This is a genomic window from Streptomyces sp. NPDC050508 (assembly GCF_040655155.1).
Classification (GTDB): domain Bacteria; phylum Actinomycetota; class Actinomycetes; order Streptomycetales; family Streptomycetaceae; genus Streptomyces.
Window position 1 is genome coordinate 89,397 of sequence record NZ_JBFAJJ010000013.1, and the last position, 26,542, is coordinate 115,938.

Below are 26,542 nucleotides of genomic sequence, written 5' to 3' on the forward strand. Positions count from 1 at the left end.
ATGCGCGTACATCTAATGTTCTTGACATCTTCCGGGGGCGACGACGTAGGTTGAATCGATCGCTCCCGGACGGGTGGAGGCCCCGATGCGCGTACGTGGCGACGCACCACACGGTGCCGGCACGGGTACGCGGCTGATCATCCGGCGGCATGTCGACTACTGCCGTACCGCCTCCGCCGTCTGTCCTTCCGCACGCCCCTGACCCGCGTCGGCCCGTCGGGCCGGCCGTCTCGCCGTGCCCTCGGAAGGAACCCCATGTCCGGCCCCGCCCTGCGGCTCGCCCTCGAAATCGACGGCGACGGCACCCATCCCGCGGCCTGGCGCCGCGCCGCCCACTCGCCCGACCAGCTGCTCACCCCGCGCCGGGTGGCCCGCGTCGCCGCCGACGCGGAGAACGCCGGGTTCACCCTGCTCACCCTGGAGGACGGCGCGCTCCCGCCCGACACCACGCCCGACGTGGTCGGTCGTATCGGCGCGGTCGAGCGGGCCGCGTTCATCGCCGCGTCGACGAGTGTCGTCGGCGTCGCGCCGGTCGTACCGCTCACCTACGCCGAACCCTTCCATGTCTCCAGCCAGTTGGCGTCCCTGGACCACATCTCGGTCGGGCGCGCCGGTTGGGTGGTGAGCGAGGAGGCGCGCGCCGAGGCCGCCTCCGTGTGGGGCCGCCCGCTCGTCGACGGAGCCGCGGCTCGCGCGCGTGAGTCCCGCGACGGCGTCGAGGTCGTCCGCGACCTGTGGGACTCCTGGGAGGACGACGCGGTCATCCGCTCCGTGGCCACCAGCCGCTACCTCGACCGCGACCGGCTCCACTACGTCGACTTCACCGGCGACACCTACGCCGTGAAGGGCCCGGCGATCGTGCCGCGCCCACCGCAGGGCCAACTCGTCGTGCTCGGCCGGCCCGACCGCGTGCCCGTCGCCCAACTCGACGTCGCCCTCGTCGACGGCCGCGACCTCGCCACGGTCACCGCGGGCGCGGCCACCGCCGGAACGCCGCGCACCTTCGCCGAGGTCGAGGTCGCCCTCGACACCGCAGAGGCCACGGCCGAGGAACGCGTCGCCGACCTGGAGCGGCATGCGCCCTGGAGCGACCGGGGACGGCTGCGTCACATCGGATCGGCCGCCGGACTCGCCGCGCTCCTGGGGGAGTTGAGGGGAGTGGTCGACGGAGTGCGCCTGCATCCGCTCGTGTTGGACGAGGACCTCCTGGAGCTTTCCCGGCTGGTCCTGCCTCATCTTTTCGAACGACGTTATGCCGTCCGCCCGTTGGCCGGCGCGTCCTTGCGCAGCCACCTGGGCCTCGACCGGCCCGCGAACCGCTACGCCGTCACGGCGGCGCAGGAGGACGTCCGATGACCCGCACCGATCCCCTCGACGTCCCCCGCCCCGACGCCCGGCTCCACTTCGGCGTCTTCTTCCAGGGTGTCAACCACTGGACCATCTGGTCCGATCCGGCCAGCGGCTCCCAGATCGACCCCGCCAACTTCCGGCGCGTCGCGCAGACCGCCGAACGGGGCCTGTTCGACGCGTTCTTCCTGGGGGAGGGGCTGCGGCTGCGCGAGGTCGACGGACAGATCCACGACCTCGACGTCGCCGGACGGCCGGACGCCATCACCCAACTCGCCGCCCTGGCCGCCGTGACAGACCGCATCGGCCTGGTCAGCACCTCCAACACCACCTTCAACGAACCCGCCGACCTCGCCCGCCGGCTGTCCGGCCTCGACCTGCTCTCCGAGGGCCGTGCCGGCTGGAACGTGGTGACCACCGACAACGCCTGGACCGGCGCCAACTTCCGCCGCGGCGGCTACCTCGACCACGCCGACCGCTACCGGCGCGCCGAGGAGTTCCTCACCGTCGCCCGCGCGATCTGGGACAGCTGGGCGGACGGCGCCATCTCCGGCTCGGTCGGGGCCCCGGCGTGGGCGGCACCCGGTGCCGTACGCCAAGTCCACCACCAGGGACCGCAGTTCGACGTCGACCTCGCACCCACCCTGCCGCGCAGCGCCCAAGGACACCCGGTGATCTTCCAGGCCGGGGACTCCGGCGAGGGCCGGGACTTCGCCGCCCGCAACGCCGACGTCATCTTCTCCGCCCACGGCAGCGACTTCGACGACGCCCTCGCCTTCGCCGACGACCTGCGGCGCCGACTGCGGGCCGTCGGCCGACCCGACGACGACCTGCGTATCCTCCCGGGCACCGAGATCATCATCGGAGCGACGGAGGAGGAGGCCCTGGAGAAGAAGCGCTGGATCCGCCTCCAACAGGTCACCCCCGCAACTGCGTTGGGCATCGCCGGCCTCCTGTGGGGCATCGACCTCTCCGGCCGCGACGCCGACGGACCACTGCCCAAGGAGGACCCGGTCGTCGCCGAGAACGACGGCTCCTTCGGCGCACGGCGGATCGCCGACCCCCGCCAAGTGGTCGCCGAATGGCGGGAGAAGGCCGACGCGAACCGGTGGTCGCTGCGCGAGACCGTCATCGCCCTCGGCCCCCAACGCGGCCACGTCGGCACCCCGGCAGGCCTCGCGGACAAGTTCGCCCACTTCGTCCGGCACGGCGCCGTCGACGGCTTCAACGTCACGCCCTACCTGATCCCCGACGGCCTCGACGACATCGTGAACCTGTTGGTCCCCGCACTGCAGGAACGCGGCGTCTACCGCACCGACTACACCGGTACGACCCTGCGCGAGCACCTGGACCTGCGGGAACCCCTCACTCATCGCCGCACGGCGGACCGGCGACAGGCGGGCTGACCCGCGTGCGCGGCGCCCACCGTCCCCCTGTGTACGGTGGCCGCCGCGCCCGCGCTACGCCACGTCGGCGTGTCTGTCGACCGGTCTCAGCACTCCGCGGAGGCTGGCAGGTTGCCGTACTGGTTGCCCTTGAAGTAGACGGCGCTGCTGTAGCCGTCGGCGAACGAGATCCAGATGTCGTTCGTGATGCCGTGGTCACTGATGGACTGGCCGTGGGTCCAGCAGTACGCCGTGTACGAACTGCCCGCGGTCAGAGTGGCCAGGTACGCACTGTTCTTGGTCGGCAGCTGGCGCACCTTGACGTTCTCGTACGGCACGACGGTGTACGACGTCTCGGCGGGTGCCGCGACGGCCATGCCGGCGGGCGCGAGGAAGGCGAGCGTGGCGACGGCGGTGCCGATGACGGCCGAAGTACGGCGCATGAGATGTCCCCCTGTATGTGATGACGTGGTCAGCGTCAGGCGTGTCACTGGCAACGGCCGACGCCGTCGATCCAGTTGGTCGTGTGCGATCGGCTCAAACGATGGCCGTGAGGGGCACGAGGTGGCAATGAATTCGAAACCGTTCTAAGTGACTCCGATCGAGGTTTGTGAGGCGACTCCTTCTTCGCTCCTGCCGCGCTCGTTCATCGGTCAAGCACGCGCAGGCCCAGGGGTGTTGCCGAGTGCCGTACGAACTGGCCGTCCCGGTGACTGGCGACGAGTCCTCCGTCGCGCAGCACGCCTAACTGGTAACTGGCGCTGGGCAGCGCGATGTTGGCCGCCATGGCCACTTCGGACGTCGTACGCGCTCCATGGCTGGCCAGATACGCGAGGACGACCGTCCGGGTACGGCCCAGCAGCCGCTCCAGCCCGTCCTTGCTCGCGCGGACAATCTCCAGGGGTTGTTTGGCGACCGGGTAGACGAGCACCGGCCCGAGCGTGGGGTCCGCGAGGGCGGTGGGCCTGCGCCAGCAGAAGTACGACGGGATGAGCAGCAGACCGCGCCCGTCGAGGTGCAGCTCGCGGTCGACGGGATAGTCCACCTCCAGCACGGGAGCGTGCCAACGGGCGTGCGGGCGCAGCGCGTTGAGGAGGCCGGAGGTGCCGCCGTCGAGGAGCGTGCGCGCACGCAGTTCGACATCGGTGCCGACGGCGGTCTGGATGCGGGGCCAGTACGGTTCAAGCAGTGTCCTGCAGGACAGCTCCAGCGCTCGCGTCAACGTTCCCAGGGCTTTGGTGCCCGGCCTGTTGAGGGTGGCGACCCAGGGCGGCAGCGGACGGGACTCGGCGAGCCGGGACAGCTCACGGGTCAACCGGTTGCGGGAGGTGGCCCGTACCTCGTCGAGGCCGCCGGCCAGCCCGCCGCTCGTGACCGACGGCGTGAGGAAGTCGGGGATGTAGCCCACCGGAGGAATCAGCGTCTGCAGGGGCAGCAGGGCACGCCTGGCCCGTGGTTCCTCGGCCAGCCGGTCGTGCACCGAACGGCGCCAGTGCCCGAATTCGAGCGCCCCCTGTCGCGTGTCCAACCGGCAGACACCACACACCAGTTCCCAGAGGGCATGGGGCTGGCGGGCGACCCGGATGTTCTGCAGGTCCTGCGAGGTGAAGTGGATACGGAGCATGCGGCCTCTTTCCTGCGCGAAGGCGGTACGCAGTGTCGGTGGGGGGTACGGCCGCGCGAAAAAGGGCGCGCCACTAAGAGGGACGACTCAGGGGTGCGCATGGTTGTCGAAGGGGGACGCAGGGACGTACCGGGTCAGACCCCACCCCGCTCACGGGGCGTCTTCTGCCCGGCCTCGACGGCCACCGGCAGCCGGTTCTCCGCCGGTGGCAGCGGGCAGGTGGCCAGGTCGGTATAGGCGCACGGCAGGTTCGTCGCGCGGTTGAAGTCCAGGACGACCGTGCCGTCGGCGGCCGGCGGGGCGAGCACGAGGGCCCGGTTCGCGGCGTACGTGGTCACGCCGGAGGTGGCGTCGGTGAAGAGCACCATCAGCCCGCCCGGTCCCCGTCCGGGGAACGCGGTCAGGGCCAGTTGGCGCCCGTCCAGTTCGAACTCGACCCGGCCCGGCGCGTCGTACACATGCTCCAGCCCCTCGACCGCGGCACCCACGGTCGTCGGACGCGGCGCGTCGAAGGCTGTGTACCGTCCCCGCACCACCCACCGGGGATCCGGCGCGTAGGCAGGCGTACCGGCGAAGGCGGTACGCAGCGGCGCGTCCGGGTGCCGGGGCCGCACGATGTCGTTTCCGCCGCGCTTGGCCACCTCGATCACGGCATCGCCCCACACGGCGTCGACACCCCCACGCTCGGGCAGCACACCGAAGCGGTGCTCACCCCGCACCGGTGTTCCCTCCACCACGAGTTCCTCACCGTCGTCGAGCGCTACGGCGACCCCCGCGTCGTCGGTCCACCAGGCGCCCGGAGCGTCCGGGAACCGCTGCGGCCGGCCGTCGAGCCAGTGCAGGCCGGTGATCGCCAGGAACCCGTGCGGGGCCGCGAGCCGTTCCTCCTGACCGCGGTACCACTCCAGCCATTCCTGGGCGAAGGCCTGCAGATCTGTCGTAGTGAGGTCGACGGTCATGGTCACTCCTTCGTCGCGCGAGGCCCGGCCTCGAAGCGGGGTCGTGCCAGTGCCAACCTCGGCCGCCCGGTGGGGGATTCCGGACCGTGTGTGACAGTTTCTTGTCAGGGTTGTGCACTGGATCCGTCCTCCGCCCACTCGTCAACGGTTGGCTTTCGTTCCCCTCGACGAGGCGATTTCGTTCGCCCCGCTAGACTCGGCCGCGTGGCAACGGCGGTGGAAGGGTACGAGTTCGGGCTGCTGGGGCCACTGAGAGGCCGTCATGACGGGCGTGCGCTGGAGCTCGGCAGCCCGCTGCAGCGTGCGGTCCTGGTCCGGCTCCTGCTCGGAGAAGGACGCCAGTGCGGCCTCGACCACCTCATCGACGCGCTGTGGGAAGAGCCGCCCGGCAATGCGGTGCGCTCGGTGCAGACGTACGTCTACCGCATCCGCCTCGCGTTGGGCGAGGAGCGTTCCCGACTGGAAACCACACAGGGCGGCTACCAACTCGGCATCCCGGAACAGGCCGTCGACGCCCTGCGTTTCGAGCGACTCGTCCGTGACGGCGAGGAACTGCGGGCCGCGCGGCAGACCGGCCCCGCCCTGCGCGCGTTCGACACCGCGCTGGCACTGTGGTCGGGGGAACCACTGTCCGGCGTACCCGGCCCCTACGCCCGGCGGCACCGCGGACGTTTCGTGGATCTACGGCTGAACGCCCGGGTGGGGCAGTTGAGTTGCGCCGCTGAACTGGGCGAGCACGCCCGCGTGGCGACGGAACTGAGCTCGCTGATCGCCGACCATCCGCTGCGGGAGGACCTGTACGCGCTGCGCATGCGTGCGCTGTACCAGGCTGGGCGGGCGGCGGAGGCCCTGGCGGTCTACACTGCGGCCCGCGAGACCATGGTGGCCGAACTGGGCATGGAACCAGGGCCGGAACTGCGTCAGTTGCAGACACGCATCCTCAGCGGCACCGAGCCCGACCCCGTCGAGCCGCGCTCGGAGGGACAACTCGCCGGTGCCGCGCCGTTGTTCGGTACCACTACCTCGACCGGTCCTACGGCATCGACCAGTCCTACGGCGTCTGCCGGTGCCGTCGGCGATATCGCGGCGACGCGGTCGGGCGTCGAGGGACAGGTCGTCGCATCAGGCACCGCTCCCGAAGCCGATCGGTCGACGACCACGCGGATCGAGGAGGTCCCGGTCGGTGTCCGCCCGCAGCAACTCCCCCCGGCGCCGGGCGACTTCGTCGGGCGGGAGCGGTTGCGGGAGCGGCTCCGGCTCGCGTTGCGGCCCAGTGGGGAAGCGGTCGCGCTCACGGTGCTCAGCGGGATCGGCGGCGTGGGGAAGACCGCGCTCGCGTTGCGCGTCGCCCACGGCAGCCGCGGCGACTATCCGGACGGGCAGCTCTATGTGGACCTGCGGGGCGACGGCGGCCAACCCGCCGACCCCGCAGACGTGTTGGTCGACTTCCTCCTGGCACTCGGCATGCCCACCGCCGACATCCCCGCGACGCCCACCGCCCGCGCCGGGGCCTATCGCACCCTGACCGCAGACCGCCGGATCCTGGTGCTCCTGGACAACGCCTCCGACACCGCCCAGGTGACCCCGCTGCTCCCGGGCACACCCGGCAACGCCGCGCTGATCACGACCCGGCACCGGTCGCTCGTACCGCCGGGCGCGACGCGTTTCGAGGTACCGGTGCCCGATCAGCAGGAGGCGGTGGCCATGCTGGGCCGGTTCACCGGCGACGCCGAGATCGCCGCCGACCCGGAACTCGCCCTGGAACTGGTGCACGCGTGCGGGCAGTTGCCGTTGGCGCTGCGCATCATCGGTGCCCGTACGGCGGCTCGCCCCGGACGCGGACTCGGCGCGCAGTTGCTGCGCCTGCGTGCCGAGGAGCGCCGGCTCGACGAGCTGCGCGCCGGAGACATGTCCGTAGAGGCCACCTTCCAGGTCGGATACCGGGCCCTCGCCCCGGATCGGGCACGGGCGATGCGCCTGTGCGCACTGCTCGACGCCGCCGACTTCCCGGTCGCCGTCGCGGCGGTACTGCTCGACCGGCCCGAACAGGAAACCGAGGAGCAACTTGAACATCTGGTGGAGGCCGGTCTCCTCGAACCGCATTCGGCCGACCGCTACCGCTTCCACGATCTGGTACGGGCGTTCGCCGCCCGTCGTGCCGACCGCGAGGATCCCGTCGCGGACCGCGAGGCGGCTCTGGTGCGGCTGACGATGTTCCTTCAGGCCACCCTGCTCCAGGCCATGAGCGCGACCGAGCAGGCGGGCTCGCTCAGCATCCATCTCTTCTCCGTGCCACAGACCGGACTGCGGTTCGCCGACGCCGAGGAAGCGCGTGCCTGGCTGCTGGCCGAACACACGCTGCTGGTCGCGGTGTTCTCCCGCGTGCTGCGCGACATCCCGGGGGCATCGCGGATCGTCGTCGCCGCGCTCTCGGTGATCGCGTCGAGCGGACTCTTCGCCGGCCCCGCGCATCAGCGGGAACTGGAACGTGTCACGGACCACGCGGTCGCCGCGGCCGACCTGGGCGACGACCCGGCGATGCCGGCGGAGACCCGGCACATCCGGGCCTGGCTCGCCTTCATCCGCGGTGATCTGACAGCGGCGGAAACCGATCTGCGCGAGGGGATCCGGCGTTCGCGCGACGGTGGCATCCCGCTGACGCTGTTCCTGTCCACCCGGCTGCTGTCGGTAGTACTGGCGGACCGGGGGCGGACCACGGAGGCCGTCGAGTTCTTCGCCGAGTCGGAGGCCGCCGGCGGCGCGGAGGACGATCCGAACAGCCCGGCCTACTTCAGCCAGGAGGTGGCCCGCCTGTTCACCGCGCTGAGTTCGGACCGGGCCGAGGTGAACATCGCCGCGGCCCAGCATGTGTACGAGGTGAGCGACCGCCTGCGGCGGGAAGCCGCGCACCGCTGAGCCTGTTCGCCCACCGAGTCGGCCGCGCTTTCACACGCCGTCGACCGAATGTCGATCCGAGTTCGGCACGGTGATCCGAGAACGGACCGCAGCCGTAGGGAATCCGCACGTCCTTCCGCTGCCTCCGCATCTCCACGCACACGAACAGGTGACAGACATGCTCAAGATCGGCCTGGGCTCTCCCCAGTACGGATCGTTCACCGACCCCTCAACGATCTCCGGGTTCGCCACCACGGTCGAAGCGATCGGCTTCGACAGCCTGTGGGTGGGCGACCGGGCGCTGGTCCCGACACAACCCCGTGACCCGTATCCCGGCGGTGGTCCCGTCCCGGAGGAGTACCACAACTTCCTGGACCCCATCGCGACCCTGTCCTTCCTGGCACACGCCACCCGACGGCTGCGCCTGGGGACCAGCACGCTCAACGCGCCCTTCTACTCCCCGCTCCTGCTGGTCCGTTCACTGACGTCCGTCGACATCCTCAGCGGAGGGCGGCTCGACATCGGGTTCGGGCTCGGCTGGTCCTCCGACGAGTACGAGGCCATCGGTGTGCCGTGGCGGGGGCGCGGGGCACGGCTGGAAGAGATCCTGGACGTGCTGGAACACGTCTGGTCCGGTTCGTCGGCCGAGCACAAGGGGGCTCTGTGGACGATCCCGAGCGCGCACATCGAGACGCTCCCCGTACAGCGTCCCCGCCCGCCGGTGCTCCTGGGCGGTTTCACTCCGGCCACTCTGGAACGTATCGGTCGGCGCGCCGACGGCTGGGCGGGAGTGGCGCTGCCGGTGCCGCAACTGGCCTACGTCATCAGCCAGATCCGGCAGATCGCGGAGGCCAACGGACGTGACCCCGACACCCTGCGCACCGTCGTCCGGGTGAACCCCGTGGTGACGGCCGAGGCCGCGCCGAGCGACGCCGTACCGCACCGGGGAACGGTCGTGCAGGTTTCGGACTACCTGCTCGCCGCCCATGCGGCCGGGGCCGACGAGGTCCTCATCGACCTGCAGCAGACCGCGCGGAACGCGGAAGAGCTGACGGACCTGGCACACCGTTTTCACGACCAGCTGAGCAAGGGCTAGGGAACACCATGTCTGATGTAGTCACCTCGAAGCCGGATGTCCACGACATGGTGGTCGTCCATCGCACTTTCCGTCAATCATGCGCGGAACTGCCGGACTTGGTGCGCGGACTGCGGTTCGGCGACACCGCGCGGGCCGAACTGGTCGTCGACGCCGTGCGGTTCATGCTCATGGGTCTGGAAGCCCATCACGTCAGCGAGGACGAATTCCTCTGGCCCCGGCTCGCGGCACGGACGACGGTGCAGGCCGAGGCCATCACGCGTATGGAGGAACAGCACCACCGGCTTGAGGAGTTGGCCACGCAGGTGACGAGCGTGCTGGACAGCCTGGCCGCCGATCCCCGGCAGCTCCTGTGCGAGCAGGTGGCGGCGCAACTCACCGAACTGGGCTCGGTGTTGACCGCGCACATGGACGAGGAGGAGCACACCATCCTGCCGTTGGCCGCCGAATACCTGAGCGCCGCCGAATGGGAGCAACTCGGTGAGATCAGCCTGGCGAAGCTGGACAAGAAGTATCTGCTGCGCGCCTTCAGCGCGTTGATGGCGGTAGCAACTCCCGAAGAGCAGCAAACGATTCTCACCAAGGCGCCATTGCCCGCCCGCCTGCTGTGGCGCCTGTCGGGCCGCCGCTCACACGCCCGTTGGGAGGCCCGCCTGCACGGAGTGTGAGCCGACTCCCGAGGTCGGTGCATCGCCGTTCGGGGTCACCAGGGGACGACACCGTCGTCCTCGAAGAACGAACCGGTCGGGCCCCCGTCGGGCAGCGTGGCGAGCCGGATCGCTGTGGCCGCGCCCTGTTCGGGGGTACGGGGTCCGTGGAAGCCGGTGAAGTCGGTCGCGACCAGGCCCGGGCAGGCGGCGTTGATCAGGATGTTCGTATCGGCCAACTGCCGGGCGTACTGCACCGTGACGGCGTTGAGGAACGACTTCGACGGCGAGTAGGCCGCCATGACGGGGCCAATCTCGATCTCCGGGTCCGCCTGCCGGGTCAGGGAGGCGACGGCGCTGGAGATGTTGACGACGCGCGGTGACGTCGAGCGCCGGAGCAGCGGCAGCATCGCGTTGGTCACCCGAATGACACCGATGACGTTGGTCTCCACGACCGTGCGGACCAGGTCGAGGTCGAGCGTGGTCGGGTCCTGCACCCACCCCGGGCCGATCTCCCCTGAGATACCGGCGTTGTTGACCAGGACGTCCAGGCGCCCGGCCCGCCGCTCGATCAGCTCCGCGGCATCGGTGACGCTCCGGTCACCGGTCACGTCCAGCGGTACCCCGAACGCGTCCACCCCGGCGGCGCGCAGCTTCTCGACGGCACTCTCGCGCCGGGCCTCCGCGCGGGCTCCCACGCCCACGCGGTACCCGAGGGCGCCCAGCCCGGCCGCGATCTCGTACCCGATTCCCTTGTTCGCGCCGGTCACCAGCGCGATCTTCGTTTCGCTCATGCCGTTGATGGTCACTCGCGGACGAGCGGCCCGGCCAACACCGATACGGTGCTCTGTCATACCCGGTGGGTATCACCGAACTAGGCTGTGGCCATGGACACCCTGGAGACCCGCGAGTTGAGGTACTTCGTGGCCGTAGCCGAGGAGTTGCACTTCGGCCGCGCCGCCGAGCGCCTCGGCATCGCCCAACCACCGCTCTCCCGGGCCATCCAGCAGCTCGAACGGCGCCTCGGTGTCTGCCTGTTGGAACGCAACCGCCGCGGCGTCGCCCTGACCGGCGCCGGAGAGGTGCTGCTGCACGAGGGCCGTGCGGCCCTCGACGCGACCACCGCAGCCGTTCGCCGCACCCGTCGCGCCGGTGGCGCCGACAGCCCCGGCGGTCCCCGCAACCGCCTGGTGCTGGCCGTGAAGGCCGCCGCGTCGCACGAACTGCTGCGGAAGCTCCTCGACGCCTACGCGGCCGAGCCCGACGCCGCCGAGATCGAGGTGCTGCCGAGCGGCATGTGCGAGCAGCCGGAGCTGCTGCGCGACGGCCGCGCCGATGTTGCGCTCATGCACGCGCCGTTCAACTCCCTCGCCGGGTTCGACAGCGAGGAACTGATGACGGAGGAGCAGATCGCCATCCTCCCCGCCGGGCACCCCCTCGCCGCACGCAAGACGCTGACCCTGGCCGACATCAGCGACGTCCCCGATCTTCCGCTCGCCCGCTGGCCCCGCCACGGCACGTATCCACCCGGCCCGGGCCCCGAGATCCACGACCAGACACAACTGGCCCAACTGATCGCCCTCGGACGCACCGTGGCCGTCTTCCCCGACTCCGCCCGCTCCTGGCTGTGGGCCGAGCACGCCGCCGTCCCCGTGACCGACGCACCCCTCGTCGTCACCCACATCGCCTGGCCCGCCCACAGCCGCTCCCTCGCCCTCGCCGGGCTGATCCGCACGGCCGTACAGCTGTGACCCGCACACGGTGACACTTGGGGATGTTCATCCCGCCTCACACCCCAAGGAGCAACGGCCATGAGCACGTTCCCCACCGCGCGAGACGTCAGGACCACCCCTGAAGGACTCCTGTGGGAGCCGAGCCCCCGCTGGGTGCGGGGCCGCAAGGGCGACGTCACCGTCGTGGACAGCAGGCACCCCGTCCTCGTCTGGGAGCCCGGCGTACCGGTACCGCTGTACGCCTTCCCCCACGAGGAGACCCGCGAGGACCTGCTCCACCCGGCGAAGCACCCCGCGACCGGCACGCACACCGGATCACGCATCTTCTACGACCTCGAAGTCGACGGCGAGCTGGTGGAGAACGCGGCCTGGACGTTCCCCGCCGAAGACCTGGCCGGATACATCGCGTTCGAGTGGTTCCGGCGGGTCGGCCGGGGCCTGGACCACTGGTACGAGGAGGAGGAAGAGATCTTCATCCACCCCCGCGACCCGCACAAACGGGTGGACGCCATCCCCAGCAGCCGTCACGTCCGGGTCGAGATCGGCGGCACGGTCGTCGCCGACACCCACCGTCCGGTCCTCCTCTTCGAGACCGGCCTGCCGACCCGTTACTACATCCCGCGCGAGGACGTCCGCCTGGACCTCTTCGAACCGACCGACCACAGCACGGGGTGCCCCTACAAGGGGACCGCCACGTACTGGTCCTGGCAGAACGAGGCCGGTGCTCCCGGCGTTCCGCCGAACATCGTCTGGAGCTACCCGGAGCCCCTGCCCGCGGTCGGCGCGGTCAAAGACCTCCGCGCCTTCTACAACGAAGCGGTCGACATCACCGTCGACGGCGAGAGTCTGGAACGGCCTGTGACTCCGTTCACCGAGACGCTCTCGGAACAGTCGTCGACGTGACGGTACGCCCTGGCGATGGTCATGGGGCCTGCGGGAATCGCAGACCCCATGACCGGACCCGGCGGTGGCCGACCCTACTGAGGTGTCCGGCTCGCCTCGGCCGGCGCCCGGTCATCGGGATGACCGGGAAGGTCGAGCTGCCTGCCGAACCTCCGTGAGGCGAGGAGCGCGAGCAGCGCCGTGAGAGCCGCCAGTGCGGCGAGCACGGCCATCAGCCCCGCGAACCAGGGCGGCGCGGCAGTGATCCGCAGCGCCTGCGACAGGCGGGTCGAGTGGAACCTCCCGTCGAACAACTGGATCGCCGCCAACGCGGCCGGCACCACCAGCGAAACGGCGAGCACCGACACGCTGCCGTGGAGGACCAGCGCCGGAGCCAGCAGAACGCACAGGATCGAGACACCGAGCGCGAACCCGTAGGCGGTGCCGGAGGCTCCGTCGCGGTGCAGCGGGAAGTACGACAGCCCGCACAGGACGAGCGCCGCAGCCGCGAACAGCCTGGGCCAGGCCGGGGGAGCGCTGCCCCGCGTCGCCGTCCGCGGACGCCGTGGACGGTGCTGACGAGCCGTACGACCGCCCGCACGCTCCGGATCGGGTGGGCCTGCCGGCATTCGTCCGGCCGCTTCGGAGACCGGAGCGGCCTGAGCGGTGGACTGATCCGCCGCCACCCCCGAGACGTGTCCGGGTGTGTCCTGTTCCTCGGCCAGGCGGCCGATCAACTGGACGAGTTCCTCGACGGGCCTGCCGGCCGCGGCCCGTACCGCCTCCTCGGCGCAGTGCGGCTCCAGCGGTGCCTGGTGCAGCAGGTCCATCAGCCGCGTGACGTCCTCCACGGGCCGGCATTCGGCTGCCGCGCGGATCGCCTCGTCGGCGCAGTCGGGATTGCGCGGCGGCCGGGTCAGCAGGGTCACCAGACGCGTCACGTCCTCCACGGACCGGTCCACACCGACCGCCCGCAGGGCGTCGACGGTGGCCTGCGCGTACTTCGGTGACTGCTCCAGCAAGGTGATGAGCTGGAGGACCTCCTCAAGAGGCCGGTCGGCGACGGCGGCATGCACCAGGCCGTGCATCGGATCGGCGTGCTCGTCCTCAGGGCCGGCCTGCGCGGGAGCCGCGCTGCCGTGAGGTATTTCGGGTCGGTCCGGGCTGGGCGAGAAAGAGCGGGTGGTCATGCTCGGCTCCATGAAGAGGGTGATGCTGCTATCGCCCCCCGATGCGCGATGAACAAGCTGATCCAGTCCATTACTAGGCCGCTGCCTGCCGCCCCGCCACGCGAATACGCCACCCGTGTGACGCCGGTCCGCCGCCGGGGCCTTCATGGCGCCCGTCCGCTCATCCGTTCGGTGACTGTCTGCTCGCCGGAGTGTCCAAGGAGGACGCCGCCACCCGCGAGCCCGCTTGATGACGTGTCTGTTGTGATGCTGCACACGCGCACCACCCCGCCGCGCTACACGTGAACGGCCTGCCACCGGGCGCCTGTTGACCGTGCCCGGCGCCCAACCGCAGCAACACCCGGTGCCGACGGCGTCGTTGCGCCGACCGGCTCTTGGACCGGGCCTGATTGACGGTCCGGAGACACGCGCCGTACTCTCCCCCTGTAGTGATGGCATAAGGAAGCTGGTGAAATTCCAGCACGGTCGCGCCACTGTGAGCCCGCCGCCGGAAGGTGGTGGGCGAGTCAGACACTGAACCCTCACTCGCCCGTACACGCAAGGGACGCACGATCCCGAAGGAGGGCTCACCTTGAGCAGCATTTCCACATCCCGTCCGGTCGCCACGCCGGTTGTCCTGCCGATCTCGAAGTCGATCGTCTGGCTGGTCGGCACCGCGCTGATCGCGCTGGCCGTCTACTACTTCGTCGGCGTCGACCAGGGTGCCGTGTCGGTGTTCGGCAACGACACGCACGTCCACGAGTTCGTCCACGACGCCCGCCACTTCCTCGGCTTCCCCTGCCACTGACCTTCCGCCGGCACCTGGACGTACGGACAACTCGACATGGAAAAGAAGCTCATACTGCGCGGCATACTTGCCGGCGCAGTCGCGGGCCTGCTCGCGTTCGTGTTCGCGCGCATCTTCGCCGAGCCACAGATCGCCAAGGCCATCGACTACGAGAGCGGACGTGACGCCGCCCAGAACGCCCTGGACAAGGCGGCCGGCATGCCCGCCGAGGTCGCAGGCCACGACCTTTTCAGCCGGACCATCCAGGCCAACGTGGGCATCGGCGTCGGCATGGTCTTCTTCGGTATGGCGATGGGCGCCCTGTTCGCCGTCGCCTACACCGTCTGCCTCGGCCGCACCGGTGGCCTGCGGGCGCGCAACCTCGCACTCCTCGTCGCCGGTGGCGGGTTCCTCGGCATGTACCTGGTGCCGTTCCTGAAGTATCCGGCCAACCCGCCCGCGATCGGCCACGAAGAGACCATCCAGCAGCGCAGCGCCCTCTACCTGATCATGGTCGTGTGCTCCGTCGCCTTCCTCGCGGGAGCCGTCTATCTCGGCAAGCGACTCCAGACGCGCTTCGGCAACTGGAACGCCACCCTCCTCGCCGGCGCCGCGTTCGTCGTCGCGATCGGGATCGTCATGCTGCTCCTGCCTCAGTTCGGCCATCTCTCGTACAACAAGGCCAACTTCGGCAACCAGGCCACCGAGACACCACTGCCGCTGAAGAATTCCAAGGGCACCATCGTCTACCCGGGCTTCCCCGCCGACGTGCTGTACGCCTTCCGCTTCTACTCCGTCGCCGCGCAGTTCATCCTCTGGACGGCCCTCGGCCTGATCTTCGCCCCGCTCGCCGAACGCCTCCTCCAGCCCACGCGCCCGGACGCCGCCACTCCCTCGAAGGAGCCGGATCCCGTCCCGGCGTGACGGTGCATGAAATCGCCGTGCCTGTCGGTGGCCAACTGCCGCCGAAGCAGCAGGTGTTCGTTGATCAGCCTGACGGAGCCGCCACTCCGGGTTGTCCGAACAGTTGAACGGCGTGCGTGCTCAGTGCGGGACCACGGCCACCGGGCACGCGGTGTGTTCCAGTACGGCGTGCAGCGTGGGTCCGAGTGTCCGGTCCGCGCGGCCGAGCACCAGCAACTCCGCCGAGGCCGACGCCTGGAGCAGGGCCGCCGGTGGGCTCTGGAGGCGGAGATCCTCGTAGACGCCCACGTCCGGATACTTCTCGCGCCACGGCCGCAACGCGTCCGAGAGGCGCTGCACCTCCTGGTCCTCCCAGCTCCCTCGGTCCTCCTCGGGCGGCGCGTACGGCATCCACCGCTCGGCGGGGGAGGGCAGTCGCCAGGCGCGCACGATGTGCAGACCGGTGCCGCGCCGGCTGGCGGCGTCGAAGGCGAAGTCGACGACGGAGGTCACCGGGGCGCCGACATCGACGCCCAACATCACCCCGTACGGCGACCGCCCGCGGCGCGTCCGACCCGATCCCCTCGGCACCAGCACCACCGGCCCCTCCGAGCGCTCGGCGACCCCGTGCGCCACGGAACCGAGGGCCAGGCCTGTGAATCCACCCGCACCACGCAGCCCGAGCACCGTGCAGTCGGCCTCGGCGGTCAGGGGCAGCAGCGCCGGCACGATCGCTCCGGTCAGACCGAGCCCCTCGGCCCGGAGCCCCGGGTGGTCCTCTTCGAGCGCTGCCACGAGCGCGTCGGGGGAGGGCTCACGGAAATACGGCCATGTGGTCAGCAGCTGCTCCTCGGGGAGGGCCGAGACGTGTACGACCCGCAGGGGGAGTCCTCGCAACTCCGCTTCGGCTGCTGCCCAGTTGGCCGCGACGCGACTGTCCGCGGATCCGTCGACGCTGACAACGATCAGTTGGGACATGGCCGTTGGACCTCCACGCGTACGAGTCGAGGCACTCACGATCCGCCCGACCCGGGCAAATTGCACAGGGGCCGGACGGATCCGAAGAGAAGCTGGACGGTCCTACGAGTGCGGGAGACTCTGCCGCCTGGCAGGGGGCGTCGGTACGGCAAGCTCCGCCAGGTGGTGCAGCGAGTTGGTGAGATGGTCAGGGCCGAACGGTGGGAACCGGATGCCGCGGTCCCGGATGAACTGCGGCACCGCCGACCAGTCGTAGGTGAGCGTGACCTCCGTCTCGGACGGACCGAGCGGTGCGAGGTCGTAGCGCCAGCTCCAGCCGCCGAACTCCAGGTCACCGCCGCCCTTGTCCTGCCCCGTCAGCCAGCCGATGGTGTGTGGCGGGTCGAGCACCTGGACCTTGTTGACCACCTGGTAGTCACCGTTCGGATGGTTGGCGTGGTACATGTCCATCCGGAAAATCTGCCCGACCTCGGTCAGCGGCGCCCGCTCGACGGGATCCTGAACCCAGCCGGTGCCGTCGATCGCAGCATGGGTCGTCGGGTCCGCCAGCACCGCGAACAGCCTCGCTGCGGGTGCGGCGACAGTCAGGGTGGCTCTCACGTTCTCCCGGTCCACGGTGTGCACGCTCCTTGTCGTCTCGTGTCGTCTCGGGCCTCCGCGGGTGCGGAAGGAGACGTTCCCACCATGCAGACGACGCGGCGAGACGGAACTCATCGGTCGGGTGGGCGCAATCCGCATCCGTGCCACCGATCGCGAACGCGGCGCACACCCCGGTGACCCCGTCGCGGGAGCCAATGGGTGATCTTGATACGTTGTGGGGGCCAGTCGTGCCACAACCGAGGCCAGGGAATCCGGTGCGAATCCGGAACTGACGCGCAGCGGTGAGGGGGACGGGCGGGGCACTGACGTCACTGGAGCGACACGGGCCGGCCGAAGGAGCCGGTGCGTGACGCGCCGGGAAGGCGCCCCGTCCGGACGAACCCGAGTCCGAAGACCTGCTGGCGCCTTCTCGCCCTCGGCGAGGGGAAGTTCGTAGGCCAGGCTCCGCGTTCGAGCCCCGACAGGCAAGGCATGCCCGTGATCCGTACCGCCCCCGTACCGCTGCGCCGCCGTACCGCGGCCCTTCTCCTCGCGCCCGCCCTGCTGCTGACCGCATGCGGAGGCTCCGACGGGAACAGCGCCGACAGCGAGGCGGAGAAGTCCGCCGCGGGCTTCCCGCTCACCCTCACCGACTGCGGGCAGAAGGTCACGCTGAAGTCGGCCCCGAAGCGCGTCGTCTCCCTCAACCAGGGCACCACGGAGATCCTGCTCTCCCTCGGCCTCGCCGACCGCATGGCCGGCACCGCGACCTGGACCGACCCGGTGCTCAAGGGCCTGGAGAAGGCGAACGCGACCGTGCCGCGCCTCGCCGACAACGCCCCCTCCTTCGAGAAGGTCCTCGACGCCGAACCCGACTTCGTCACCGCCTCCTTCGTCTCGACGCTCGGCAAGGGCGGTGTCGCCACCCGCGAACAGTTCGAGAAGCTGGGCGTGCCGACGTACGTCTCGCCGTCCGACTGCGCGGGCAAGGACAACGACAGCGGCGGCGACGGCTCGCGCAGCACACCGCTCACCCTCGACACCGTCTACGGCGAGATACGCGACCTGTCCCGCGCGATGGGCGTCAAGGAACGCGGCGACAGGCTCGTGGCCCAGCTGAAGGCGCGGGTGACCAAGGCCACCACCGGCCTCGACGCCTCCGGCACCTCCCTCATGTACTGGTTCGCCAACTCCCAGTCGCCCTACCTCGCCGGCTGCTGCGGCGCCCCCGGCGCCATCACCCGTGCCGTCGGCGCGAAGAACGCCTTCGCCGACACCCACGACGAGTGGCCCCAGATCAACTGGGAGACCGTCGCCGACCGCGACCCCGACGTCATCGTCCTCGGCGACCTGACCCGCAAGTCACAGACCGCGGAGACCGCCAAGGCGAAGATCCACTTCCTGGAGACCAACGCCGCCACCCGCAACCTCACCGCCGTCAGGAAGAAGCGGTACATCCTGCTCAGCGGTCAGGCGATGAACCCCTCCATCCGCACCGTCGAGGGGATCGAGCAGGTCGCCGCCGGCCTGCGCGACTTCGGACTCGCCAAGTGACCCTCCGCACCCTGCTGTTGACGGGCGGCGGACTCGCGGCACTGGCGGTCTCCGTGGCCTTCGCCGTAACCATCGGACCCGCCGACATCTCCACGGCCGATGTGTGGGCGTCGGTCGCCTCCCACCTCGGTGGCGGGGACAGCACGCTCGCCCCGCTCCGCGACGGCATCGTCTGGGACCTGCGCACGCCCCGCACCCTGCTGGCCGCCGTCTGCGGTGCGGGGCTCGCGCTGTGCGGCGCGGTCATGCAGTCCCTGCTGCGCAACCCGTTGGCCGACCCCTTCGTGCTCGGTATCTCCTCCGGGGCGTCCACGGGCGCGGTCGCGGTCGTGGTGCTCGGCGTGGGTGGCGGAGCCGTGTCGCTGTCGGCGGGCGCCTTCGTCGGTGCGCTGCTCTCCTTCGGGCTGGTGATGCTGCTCAGCCACAGCCTCGGCGCGAGCATGGACCGGGTCGTGCTGTCCGGCGTGGCCGCCACGCAACTCTTCTCCGCGCTCACCTCCTTCACCGTGCTGACCTCGGCGGACGCCGAGACCACCAAGGGCGTGCTGTTCTGGCTGCTCGGCTCGCTGTCCGGCGCCGACTGGGGTCAAGTGGCGCTGTGCGCTGGCGCGTTGGCCCTCGTCCTGGTCGTGTGCCTGGGCCACGCGACCACCCTGGACGCGTTCGCCTTCGGCGAGGAGGCGGCCGCGGGGCTCGGCGTGAACGTCTCCCGGGCCCGGCTGATCCTGCTGTGCGCCACGGCACTCCTCACCGCCGTTTTGGTCAGCTGCGCCGGAGCGATCGGCTTCGTCGGCCTTGTCCTGCCCCATGTCACGCGCGCGCTCACCGGTGCCGGGCACGTACGTCTGCTGCCCGTCACCGCACTGACCGGGGCCGTGTTCCTGGTGTGGGTGGACACCCTCGCCCGTACGGTCGTCGATCCGCAGGAGGTACCGGTGGGTGTGGTGACGTCCCTGATCGGCGTACCCGCGTTCGTGGTGGTGCTGTACCGAGGGCGGAGGAAGGCATGAGCGACCTCCTGTCCGACGCCTCGGGCGGCGGACTGTGCGCCGACCGCGTCGCCCGCCGCACGGACGGTCGGCTCATCGTCGACGGCGTCACACTTGTCCTGCGGCCCGGCGAGACCGTCGGACTGCTCGGCCCCAACGGGTCAGGAAAGTCAACGCTGTTGCGCCTGCTCGCCGGTGTCCTTCCCGCCTCCACCGGAGTCGTCACGCTGGACGGGCGGCCGCTGCCCGCGGTCGGACGCCGCGCCACCGCCCGCCGTATCGCCACCGTGGAACAGCACACCCACACCCAGACCGAGTTGACCGTCCGCGAGGTCGTCGCCCTCGGCCGTATCCCTCACCGCCGAGCCTGGTCACCGGCGTCGGCCGCCGACGCCCGCGCCGTCACCGAGGCACTGCAACGCACCGGGCTGACCGACCGGGCCGACCAGTCCTGGCACACCCTCTCCGGAGGCGAACGCCAACGCGCCCAGATAGCGCGCGCGTTGGCCCAGGAACCCCGCGAGCTCCTCCTGGACGAGCCGACCAACCACCTCGACATCCAGCACCAGTTGGACCTCCTGGACCTCGTCGCCGACCTCCCGGTCACCACCGTGATCGCCCTGCACGACCTCAACCTCGCCGCGATGTACTGCGACCGCCTGCTCGTCCTGGACAACGGCCGCACGGTCGCCGAGGGCACCCCGACCGACGTCCTCACCCCCACCCTCATCAAGGACGTCTACGGCGTCCGCGTCGAGATCGATCACGACCCCGGCCATCCCGTGATCCGTTTTCTACGGCGGGGGAGCGGGCGGTGACAGGTCGTCAGGCGGGGCCCTGCCCCGTGGGCAGGTGGCTCACCACGAGCGCGGCGGCTTCCGCGGGTGTCCCGGCCTCGCCGAGCAGCTCGCCGTAGCCGGATGTGTAGACCTCGTACGGCGGCCCGCCGTACAGGATGAAGGGCAGGTCGTCGTGGTTCGGTTCTCTCCACGGCGGGGTGCCACGCAGGAAGCGCAGCGTCCCATGCGTCGGGAAGGGGTAGAGAGCGCGCAGGCGCGGCTCGGCGTACGCGGCCTCGACGACTGGCAACAGGTCCTCCTGCGTGGCCCCCCGAGTGCCGGGCCTGCGTTCCAGGAGAATGCTCCAGACAGCCGCGATGTCGGGGGATTCAGGCATGGGTCCCATCCTCGAAGCCCCACAGGGCTGTTCGCAACCAGTTCAGTGACTCTTCAGGGCCTCGACGATCATGACGTTCCCAACAGGCCTCAGTGCACGGAGAATCCGCCGTCGACGAAGACCGACTGCCCGGTGACGTAGGCGGACGCGCGGCTCGCCAGGAACACCGCGGCACCCGCGAAGTCCTCGGCAAGACCGTTGCGCCCGACCAGAGTTCGCGCGGCCAGTGCCGCCACCTTCTCGGGGTCGTTCGACAGCCGCGCGTTGAGCGGTGTCATCACGAAACCCGGCACCAGCGTGTTGCAGGTGACGCCGTACGGCGACCAGGCCTCGGCCTGCGACCGGGCCAGTGACTCCAGCGCCCCCTTGGACACCCCGTAGGCGCCACTCTGCACGAACGCGCGGTGTGCCTGCTGGGAGGTGATGTGGATGATCCGTCCGAAGCCCCGCTCGGCCATGCCGGGACCGAACCGCTGCCCCAGGAGGTAGGGCGCCTCCAGGTTCACCGACATCGTGGTGTCCCACACCTTGTCGTCCAACTCGCCCATCGGCGGCCGCAGGTTGATGCCGGCGCTGTTCACGAGAATGTCCGGCTCCCCGAACACCTCGGCCGCGGCCTCCGCCGCCGCCCGCACCCCGTCACGTGTCCCCAGATCGCCGCTCACCCAGGCGGCCCGGCAGTCCTCGGCCACCAACTCGTCGACCGTGGCGGCGAGTTCCTCCTCCTTGCGCGCCACCACGACGACGCCTGCCCCCGCCCGCGCGAGAGCCCCGGCCACAGCCCGGCCGATGCCGGAACTGCCGCCCGTCACCAGGGCGACCCGGCCGTCCAGCGAGAACAGTTCGAGGAGGTAATCGCGCGAGATCATTTCCGCAGCCTATGGGGGGATGCTCAGTCGAGACAGAACTCGTTGCCCTCGACGTCCTGCATCACGATGCACGACTCGTTCTCCTCGTCGGCGACCAGCGTTCGCACGTGCACCGCGCCGAGGGCGACCAGTCGTGCGCACTCTGCTTCGAGCGTGGCGAGGCGCTCTTCCCCCACGAGACCGGTGGCGGTCCGCACATCAAGATGCACCCGGTTCTTGACGACCTTGCCCTCGGGCACGCGCTGGAAGTACAGCCGCGGGCCCACGCCCGAGGGATCAGTGCACGCAAACCATGCGTCCCGCTGCTCAGCCGGCAGCGAGCGAGTGAAGTCGTCCCACGTGGCAAAACCTTCCGGCGTCGGCGGTACGACGTACCCCAACACCTCGCACCAGAAGCGGGCGACGCGCTCGGGTTCCGCGCAGTCGAAGGTGACTTGGATCTGTTTGATCAAGGACATCGGCGCACCATAGCAAGGGGTCGACCGATGTCGCAGCCCGGCCATGACGGACACCTCGCATCGTCGGCACCAACTAGGTACCATCGAGGCATGCCATCGCTGAATGTGTCCTTCACCGAAGAGGAACTCGACGGAGTGCGCGCGGCTGCCGCGGCCGAGGGCAAGAGCCTCAAGCAGTACCTGCACGACCTCGGCGTCCGGGAGATGCAGCGCGGACAGTTCGTCGCCGGCGCGTCCGTGTGGGCCGAGCGGCTGCGCGGCGAGTTCGACGACGCCTTCCCCGACGAGGTGCCGCCCTCCGAGCGCGGTGGGGCCGCGGCCGCCTGATGCACCTGTACATCGACGTCTCCTGGCTGCTCGACGTCCAGGAGGCAGCCCTCTCCGACGAGGACATGTCGGTCTCGGACTACTCCGCGCTCGTGGCCGCCGTAGCCCGCCACAAGACCAAGCTGCCCACGCTCGCCGCGGCCGACCCGGACGCCGCCTGGCGGGCGGCTGCCCTCATGCACACCATCGTGCGCCTGGAGCCGCTCCCGCACCGCAACAGCCTGTACGCCGCGTTCGTCGCCGCCCAGTACATGGGTCAGTCGGGGGAGGGCATCGACCCGCCCTACGGCGCCCTCTCCGAGCTCGTCCGCAAGATCCGCGACACCCGGGTCGGTGTCCTCGCCGTCGCGGACCAGCTGCGCTCCTGGAAGGTCTGACCTGCTCCGGGTCCTCTCGCGATCGGGGTGGGCGTACCTCTGCGTAGGCTGTTCTTGTGTCAGCCGCCCGCCTCCGTCGTGTCGCCGTCCTCGTACTCGAAGGCGCCAAGCCGCTCGATGTCGGAATCCCCGCGCAGGTGTTCACGACGCGGGCGAGCATGCCGTACGAGGTGCGGCTGTGCGGTGCGGCACCCGGCCTGGTGACCGGGGGCGACGGGCTGTCGTACCACGTCGCCGACGGCCTCGACGCGCTGGCCTGGGCCGACATCGTCTTCCTTCCCGGCTATCGGTTCCCGGACCGTGAGGACCCGCCGCGAGGTGTCCTCGACGCGCTGATCGCCGCCCACGGCAGGGGTGCGCGGCTCGCCGCCATCTCGACGGGTGCCTTCGCGCTCGCCGCTACGGGCCTGCTCGACGGCAGGCGCGCCACGACGCACTGGCACTACACACGGGCGCTCGCGACGAAGTACCCGCACGTCCAGGTCGACGAGAACGTCCTGTTCGTCGACGAGGGCAGCGTGCTGACGTCGGCAGGCGCCGCGTCGGGCATCGACCTGTGCCTGCACATCCTGCGCGGCGACCTCGGGGTGGCCGCGTCCAACCACGCGGCCCGGCGGCTGGTCGCGGCCCCCTACCGGAGCGGCGGCCAGGCGCAGTACGTGCCGCGCAGTGTGCCGGAGCCGCTCGGTGAGCGGTTCGCCGCCACCCGCGAGTGGGCGCTGCACCGGCTCGGCGAGCCGCTCACCCTGGAGACGCTCGCCCGGCAGGCCGCGGTGTCGCCGCGCACGTTCTCGCGGCGCTTCGTCGACGAGACCGGGTACACGCCGATGCAGTGGGTCATGCGCGCCCGCATCGACATGGCCCGCGAACTGCTCGAACGCTCCGAGCGCAGCGTCGAGCAGATCGCCGCCGACGTCGGTCTCGGCACCGGCGCGAATCTCCGGCTGCACTTCCATCGCCTTCTCGGCACCACACCGAGCGAGTACCGGCGGACCTTCGCCCAGGGGGAATAGCCCCCCGCCCTGGCTCGCGCCAGGTGTGGCGAGATCCTTTTGAACCATGGCGATCACGCCACTGTCCGCGACGGCTGCCGCGCGCGAGCCTGGTGGTGAACCGAAGGGACTTCACTCATGACTCGCATTGCCATCAACGGATTCGGCCGCATCGGACGCAATGTGCTGCGCGCCCTGCTCGAACGCGACAGCGACCTGGAGGTCGTCGCCGTCAACGACCTGACGGAGCCCGCCACCCTGGCACGGCTGCTCGCCTTCGACACGACGTCCGGTCGCCTCGGTCGCCCGGTGACCGTCGACGGGGACACCCTCGTGGTCGACGGCCGACGCATCAAGGTGCTCGCCGAGCGCGAACCGGCGGACCTGCCCTGGGCCGAGCTGAATGTCGACCTCGTCCTTGAGTCCACAGGCCGTTTCACGTCCGCCAAGGCCGCACGCGTCCACCTCGACGCGGGCGCGCGCAAGGTGCTCGTCAGCGCGCCCTCGGACGGCGCCGATGTCACGCTCGCGTTCGGGGTGAACAACGACGCCTACGATCCGGCCACGCACACGATCGTCTCGAACGCCTCGTGCACGACCAACGCGCTGGCACCTCTGGCCGCGGTGCTCGACGAACTCGCCGGTATCGAGCACGGCTTCATGACGACGGTGCACGCCTACACGCAGGAGCAGAACCTGCAGGACGGCCCGCACCGCGATGCCCGCCGTGCCAGGGCCGCCGCGGTCAACATCGTGCCGACCACGACGGGTGCCGCGAAGGCGATCGGGCACGTCCTGCCGAACCTGGACGGCAAGCTGTCGGGCGACTCGATCCGCGTGCCCGTACCGGTGGGCTCGATCGTCGAACTCAACACCACCGTCTCCCGCGACGTGACCCGCGAGGACGTGCTGGCCGCGTACCGTACGGCGGCCGAGGGACCCCTCGCAGGCGTCCTGGAGTACTCCGACGACGCGCTCGTCTCCTCCGACATCGTCGGCAACCCGGCCTCGTCGATCTTCGACTCCGCCCTCACCCGCGTCGACGGCCGCCATGTGAAGGTGGTCGCCTGGTACGACAACGAGTGGGGCTTCTCCAACCGGGTGATCGACACCCTCGAACTCCTCGCCGCCGGCTGACCGACAACGTGGGGCGGAAGCCGGGTGACCGCTGCCCGCCGGTGTGACCGGTGCTGTCGTAGTGTCTGGCCATGCCCGAGTCGCCCCGCCCCCTTCCGGCCGCGCCCGCCGTGCCCCGCCGAGCCCGTGAACTCGGGCTCGGTGCAGGTGATTTGCCCACGGGGACGCACAACGCGATCACGGACGTGCCCGGCATCCGCGTCGGGCACACCACACTGATCCGCCCGCCGCGTGTACACAGCGGCGTCACCGCGATCGTGCCCGAAGGTGTCGGCCCCGGCAGGCCGTTGCCCGCCGGGGTGTTCGCGGGCAACGGCTACGGCAAACTGCTCGGCACCACGCAGATCGCCGAACTCGGCGCGCTCGAAACCCCGGTGCTCCTCACCTCGACCCTGTCCGCCTTCCGGGTCGCGGACGCTCTCGTGGGCTGGATCCTGGAGCGGCCCGAGGGAGTGGACGCCCGGAGTGTGAATCCGGTGGTGGGGGAGTGCAACGACGGACTCCTGTCCGACATCCGGTCGCGCCCGGTCCGAGAGGAACACGTCCGCGCCGCACTCGACACCGCGTCCACCGGGCCGGTCACCGAGGGGTCGGTCGGCGCGGGCACCGGGATGACCGCCCTCGGCTTCAAGGCCGGCATCGGCACCTCGTCGCGGCGCGTGCCGCTGGCAGGCCTGGAGGTGACGCTCGGGGTGCTGGTGCAGGCCAACTTCGCCGGCACACTGCGGGTCCGGGGCCGTACGATCACCCCCGGCGACGTCGGCGTCCTCACCGAGGATTCCGGTTCCGGCCCGGAAACCGGCTCCTGCATGATCGTGGTCGCCACTGACGCACCCCTGGACGCCCGCCAACTGACCCGACTCGCCCGCCGCGCCGTCTACGCGCTGGCCCGGGTCGGCGCCGGCTACGGGCACGGCAGCGGCGACTACGGCCTCGCCCTCGGCACCCGTCCGCTGGGCACGCCCGCCGGACCCGCGGTGGTTCCCGATGCCGGGCTCGACGTCCTCTTCGGCGCCGTGCTGGACGCCGTGGAAGAGGCGGTCCTCAACTCACTGCTGACCGCGACGCAGGTCACGGGCCCGCGGGGCCACACCCGTTGTCCGCTGCCCGCGGCACCGCTGCTCGCTCTGCTGGGGTGACCGGGAGGACGCGCTCGTACCAAGTGCCCGCCTTGCCACCGAGGTCGGCAGGGAGCGCCGGTCCGACCGGGCTGAACCCGGCCTTGATCAGCACCTTCCGGGACCCGGCATTCGTGTGTGAGGTGGCCGCCCTGAGCGTGCGCAGACCGTGCCGCGTCGCCGCCAGTCGGCACAGTTCCTCGACGGTCGCGGTCGCGACACCCCGCCCGGCGACGTGCTGCGCCACCCGGTAGCCGAGGTCCGCGGTGTCCCCCTCGACGATGTCGTACAGGTTGAACCTGCCGAGCACCGAGCCGTCTTCGGCCACGAGCACGTAGAAGGCGCAGACACCGGCCTCCTGCTCGGCCAGCAGGGCGTCGTACCCGTCGGTGAAGTGGTCGAAGTAGTCGTCGCCGCGGTCCGAGACGGAGGCGGCGAAGTAGGCGCGGTTGGCCAACTCGAAGGCCAGGACCGCCGGGGCGTGGTCGGCGCGCAGCCGCTGCAGTTCAGGCATTGCGCGACTCTACCCAGGCAGGTCGGGACAGGGTCAGTCATTTTCTG

The 26,542-nt window shown here is 70.5% G+C and carries 28 protein-coding genes and 2 riboswitches; of the genes, 17 read left to right on the top strand and 11 right to left on the bottom strand.

Annotated elements, in window-relative coordinates:
- Window positions 1-255 precede the first annotated feature (255 nt).
- Both AB0I69_RS32420 and AB0I69_RS32425 read left to right on the top strand, forming a co-directional pair.
- Complete coding sequence (locus AB0I69_RS32420) at window positions 256-1,356, top strand: LLM class flavin-dependent oxidoreductase (RefSeq protein WP_363099302.1); 1,101 nt, start codon at window positions 256-258, stop codon at window positions 1,354-1,356.
- A complete protein-coding gene (locus AB0I69_RS32425; RefSeq protein ID WP_363099303.1) occupies window positions 1,353-2,753 on the top strand; it encodes an NtaA/DmoA family FMN-dependent monooxygenase in 1,401 nt (466 codons plus the stop codon). The genes AB0I69_RS32420 and AB0I69_RS32425 overlap by 4 nt, the downstream gene beginning before the upstream one ends.
- Before the next feature lie 86 nt (window positions 2,754-2,839).
- On the opposite strand, the gene AB0I69_RS32430 is transcribed toward AB0I69_RS32425, so the two are convergent.
- The 3 genes from AB0I69_RS32430 to AB0I69_RS32440 all read right to left on the bottom strand — a co-directional run bounded on the left by AB0I69_RS32430 (window position 2,840) and on the right by AB0I69_RS32440 (window position 5,315).
- A complete protein-coding gene (locus tag AB0I69_RS32430; RefSeq protein ID WP_363099304.1) occupies window positions 2,840-3,175 on the bottom strand; it encodes an SH3 domain-containing protein in 336 nt (111 codons plus the stop codon).
- A gap of 203 nt (window positions 3,176-3,378) precedes the next feature.
- Complete coding sequence (locus AB0I69_RS32435) at window positions 3,379-4,356, bottom strand: helix-turn-helix transcriptional regulator (RefSeq protein ID WP_363099305.1); 978 nt, start codon at window positions 4,354-4,356, stop codon at window positions 3,379-3,381.
- Window positions 4,357-4,490: 134 nt separating this feature from the next.
- Window positions 4,491-5,315: a DUF1684 domain-containing protein gene (locus tag AB0I69_RS32440; RefSeq protein ID WP_363099306.1), complete on the bottom strand. Its 825-nt coding sequence runs from the start codon at window positions 5,313-5,315 to the stop codon at window positions 4,491-4,493.
- 204 nt (window positions 5,316-5,519) lie between these two features.
- Here AB0I69_RS32440 and AB0I69_RS32445 point away from each other — a divergent pair, with 204 nt between their 5' ends.
- From AB0I69_RS32445 to AB0I69_RS32455, 3 genes are all read left to right on the top strand, one after another.
- The gene (locus AB0I69_RS32445; protein WP_363099307.1) at window positions 5,520-8,231 is read left to right on the top strand and encodes a BTAD domain-containing putative transcriptional regulator; all 2,712 of its coding nucleotides are present in this window, start codon (window positions 5,520-5,522) and stop codon (window positions 8,229-8,231) included.
- A gap of 157 nt (window positions 8,232-8,388) precedes the next feature.
- A complete protein-coding gene (locus AB0I69_RS32450) occupies window positions 8,389-9,306 on the top strand; it encodes a TIGR03619 family F420-dependent LLM class oxidoreductase (RefSeq protein ID WP_363099308.1) in 918 nt (305 codons plus the stop codon).
- A gap of 8 nt (window positions 9,307-9,314) precedes the next feature.
- The gene (locus AB0I69_RS32455) at window positions 9,315-9,974 is read left to right on the top strand and encodes a hemerythrin domain-containing protein (RefSeq protein ID WP_363099309.1); all 660 of its coding nucleotides are present in this window, start codon (window positions 9,315-9,317) and stop codon (window positions 9,972-9,974) included.
- A 35-nt stretch (window positions 9,975-10,009) separates the two neighbouring features.
- On the opposite strand, the gene AB0I69_RS32460 is transcribed toward AB0I69_RS32455, so the two are convergent.
- A complete protein-coding gene (locus AB0I69_RS32460) occupies window positions 10,010-10,747 on the bottom strand; it encodes an SDR family oxidoreductase (RefSeq protein WP_363099310.1) in 738 nt (245 codons plus the stop codon).
- 93 nt (window positions 10,748-10,840) lie between these two features.
- Here AB0I69_RS32460 and AB0I69_RS32465 point away from each other — a divergent pair, with 93 nt between their 5' ends.
- Window positions 10,841-11,704: a LysR family transcriptional regulator gene (locus AB0I69_RS32465; RefSeq protein WP_363099311.1), complete on the top strand. Its 864-nt coding sequence runs from the start codon at window positions 10,841-10,843 to the stop codon at window positions 11,702-11,704.
- A 60-nt stretch (window positions 11,705-11,764) separates the two neighbouring features.
- Window positions 11,765-12,589, top strand: coding sequence for a DUF427 domain-containing protein (locus AB0I69_RS32470; RefSeq protein WP_363099312.1), 825 nt, complete (start codon window positions 11,765-11,767; stop codon window positions 12,587-12,589).
- Between the two features lie 74 nt (window positions 12,590-12,663).
- On the opposite strand, the gene AB0I69_RS32475 is transcribed toward AB0I69_RS32470, so the two are convergent.
- Window positions 12,664-13,758, bottom strand: coding sequence for a hypothetical protein (locus AB0I69_RS32475; RefSeq protein WP_363099313.1), 1,095 nt, complete (start codon window positions 13,756-13,758; stop codon window positions 12,664-12,666).
- A 440-nt stretch (window positions 13,759-14,198) separates the two neighbouring features.
- Window positions 14,199-14,272, top strand: a riboswitch (cobalamin riboswitch).
- Between the two features lie 108 nt (window positions 14,273-14,380).
- On the opposite strand from AB0I69_RS32475, the gene AB0I69_RS32480 reads away from it, so the two are divergent.
- Together AB0I69_RS32480 and AB0I69_RS32485 are read left to right on the top strand one after the other, a co-directional pair.
- Window positions 14,381-14,545, top strand: coding sequence for a CbtB-domain containing protein (locus AB0I69_RS32480; protein ID WP_363099485.1), 165 nt, complete (start codon window positions 14,381-14,383; stop codon window positions 14,543-14,545).
- Between the two features lie 36 nt (window positions 14,546-14,581).
- The gene (locus tag AB0I69_RS32485; RefSeq protein WP_363099314.1) at window positions 14,582-15,448 is read left to right on the top strand and encodes a CbtA family protein; all 867 of its coding nucleotides are present in this window, start codon (window positions 14,582-14,584) and stop codon (window positions 15,446-15,448) included.
- Window positions 15,449-15,568: 120 nt separating this feature from the next.
- On the opposite strand, the gene AB0I69_RS32490 is transcribed toward AB0I69_RS32485, so the two are convergent.
- A complete protein-coding gene (locus tag AB0I69_RS32490) occupies window positions 15,569-16,405 on the bottom strand; it encodes a universal stress protein (protein ID WP_363099315.1) in 837 nt (278 codons plus the stop codon).
- Between the two features lie 102 nt (window positions 16,406-16,507).
- Entirely contained in the window at window positions 16,508-17,020 is a 513-nt protein-coding gene (locus AB0I69_RS32495; RefSeq protein WP_363099316.1) for a polyketide cyclase, read from the bottom strand.
- Between the two features lie 190 nt (window positions 17,021-17,210).
- Window positions 17,211-17,423, top strand: a riboswitch (cobalamin riboswitch).
- A 53-nt stretch (window positions 17,424-17,476) separates the two neighbouring features.
- Here AB0I69_RS32495 and AB0I69_RS32500 point away from each other — a divergent pair.
- The 3 genes from AB0I69_RS32500 to AB0I69_RS32510 are packed head-to-tail and all read left to right on the top strand — an operon-like array spanning window position 17,477 to window position 20,345.
- Complete coding sequence (locus AB0I69_RS32500; RefSeq protein ID WP_363099317.1) at window positions 17,477-18,538, top strand: ABC transporter substrate-binding protein; 1,062 nt, start codon at window positions 17,477-17,479, stop codon at window positions 18,536-18,538.
- A complete protein-coding gene (locus AB0I69_RS32505) occupies window positions 18,535-19,548 on the top strand; it encodes an iron chelate uptake ABC transporter family permease subunit (protein WP_363099318.1) in 1,014 nt (337 codons plus the stop codon). The genes AB0I69_RS32500 and AB0I69_RS32505 overlap by 4 nt, the downstream gene beginning before the upstream one ends.
- Window positions 19,545-20,345: an ABC transporter ATP-binding protein gene (locus tag AB0I69_RS32510; protein WP_363099319.1), complete on the top strand. Its 801-nt coding sequence runs from the start codon at window positions 19,545-19,547 to the stop codon at window positions 20,343-20,345. Before AB0I69_RS32505 ends, AB0I69_RS32510 begins: the two co-directional genes overlap by 4 nt.
- Window positions 20,346-20,352: 7 nt before the next feature.
- On the opposite strand, the gene AB0I69_RS32515 is transcribed toward AB0I69_RS32510, so the two are convergent.
- The 3 genes from AB0I69_RS32515 to AB0I69_RS32525 form a co-directional block, all read right to left on the bottom strand.
- Window positions 20,353-20,703 carry a DUF6193 family natural product biosynthesis protein gene (locus AB0I69_RS32515; RefSeq protein ID WP_363099320.1) on the bottom strand — a complete coding sequence of 117 codons (351 nt, stop codon included), beginning with the start codon at window positions 20,701-20,703 and terminating at the stop codon, window positions 20,353-20,355.
- 89 nt (window positions 20,704-20,792) lie between these two features.
- Window positions 20,793-21,572 (bottom strand): SDR family oxidoreductase, encoded by a 780-nt coding sequence (locus AB0I69_RS32520; protein WP_363099321.1) that lies wholly within the window; start codon window positions 21,570-21,572, stop codon window positions 20,793-20,795.
- 23 nt (window positions 21,573-21,595) lie between these two features.
- Window positions 21,596-22,030 (bottom strand): VOC family protein, encoded by a 435-nt coding sequence (locus AB0I69_RS32525; protein ID WP_363099322.1) that lies wholly within the window; start codon window positions 22,028-22,030, stop codon window positions 21,596-21,598.
- 90 nt (window positions 22,031-22,120) lie between these two features.
- On the opposite strand from AB0I69_RS32525, the gene AB0I69_RS32530 reads away from it, so the two are divergent.
- The 5 genes from AB0I69_RS32530 to AB0I69_RS32550 all read left to right on the top strand — a co-directional run bounded on the left by AB0I69_RS32530 (window position 22,121) and on the right by AB0I69_RS32550 (window position 26,002).
- Window positions 22,121-22,357 (top strand): hypothetical protein, encoded by a 237-nt coding sequence (locus tag AB0I69_RS32530; protein ID WP_363099323.1) that lies wholly within the window; start codon window positions 22,121-22,123, stop codon window positions 22,355-22,357.
- Window positions 22,357-22,734, top strand: coding sequence for a toxin Doc (locus tag AB0I69_RS32535; RefSeq protein WP_363099324.1), 378 nt, complete (start codon window positions 22,357-22,359; stop codon window positions 22,732-22,734). The genes AB0I69_RS32530 and AB0I69_RS32535 overlap by 1 nt, the downstream gene beginning before the upstream one ends.
- A 56-nt stretch (window positions 22,735-22,790) precedes the next feature.
- Complete coding sequence (locus tag AB0I69_RS32540; protein WP_363099325.1) at window positions 22,791-23,747, top strand: helix-turn-helix domain-containing protein; 957 nt, start codon at window positions 22,791-22,793, stop codon at window positions 23,745-23,747.
- A 117-nt stretch (window positions 23,748-23,864) separates the two neighbouring features.
- The gene (gap, locus tag AB0I69_RS32545; protein WP_363099326.1) at window positions 23,865-24,863 is read left to right on the top strand and encodes a type I glyceraldehyde-3-phosphate dehydrogenase; all 999 of its coding nucleotides are present in this window, start codon (window positions 23,865-23,867) and stop codon (window positions 24,861-24,863) included.
- Window positions 24,864-24,934: 71 nt separating this feature from the next.
- Window positions 24,935-26,002 (top strand): P1 family peptidase, encoded by a 1,068-nt coding sequence (locus AB0I69_RS32550; protein ID WP_363099327.1) that lies wholly within the window; start codon window positions 24,935-24,937, stop codon window positions 26,000-26,002.
- Here the strand turns inward: AB0I69_RS32550 and AB0I69_RS32555 are convergent.
- On the bottom strand, window positions 25,935-26,495 hold the full coding sequence (locus AB0I69_RS32555) for a GNAT family N-acetyltransferase (protein WP_363099328.1): 561 nt from the start codon (window positions 26,493-26,495) through the stop codon (window positions 25,935-25,937). The two genes, AB0I69_RS32550 and AB0I69_RS32555, sit on opposite strands and share 68 nt — an antisense overlap.
- Between the last annotated feature and the right edge of the window lie 47 nt (window positions 26,496-26,542).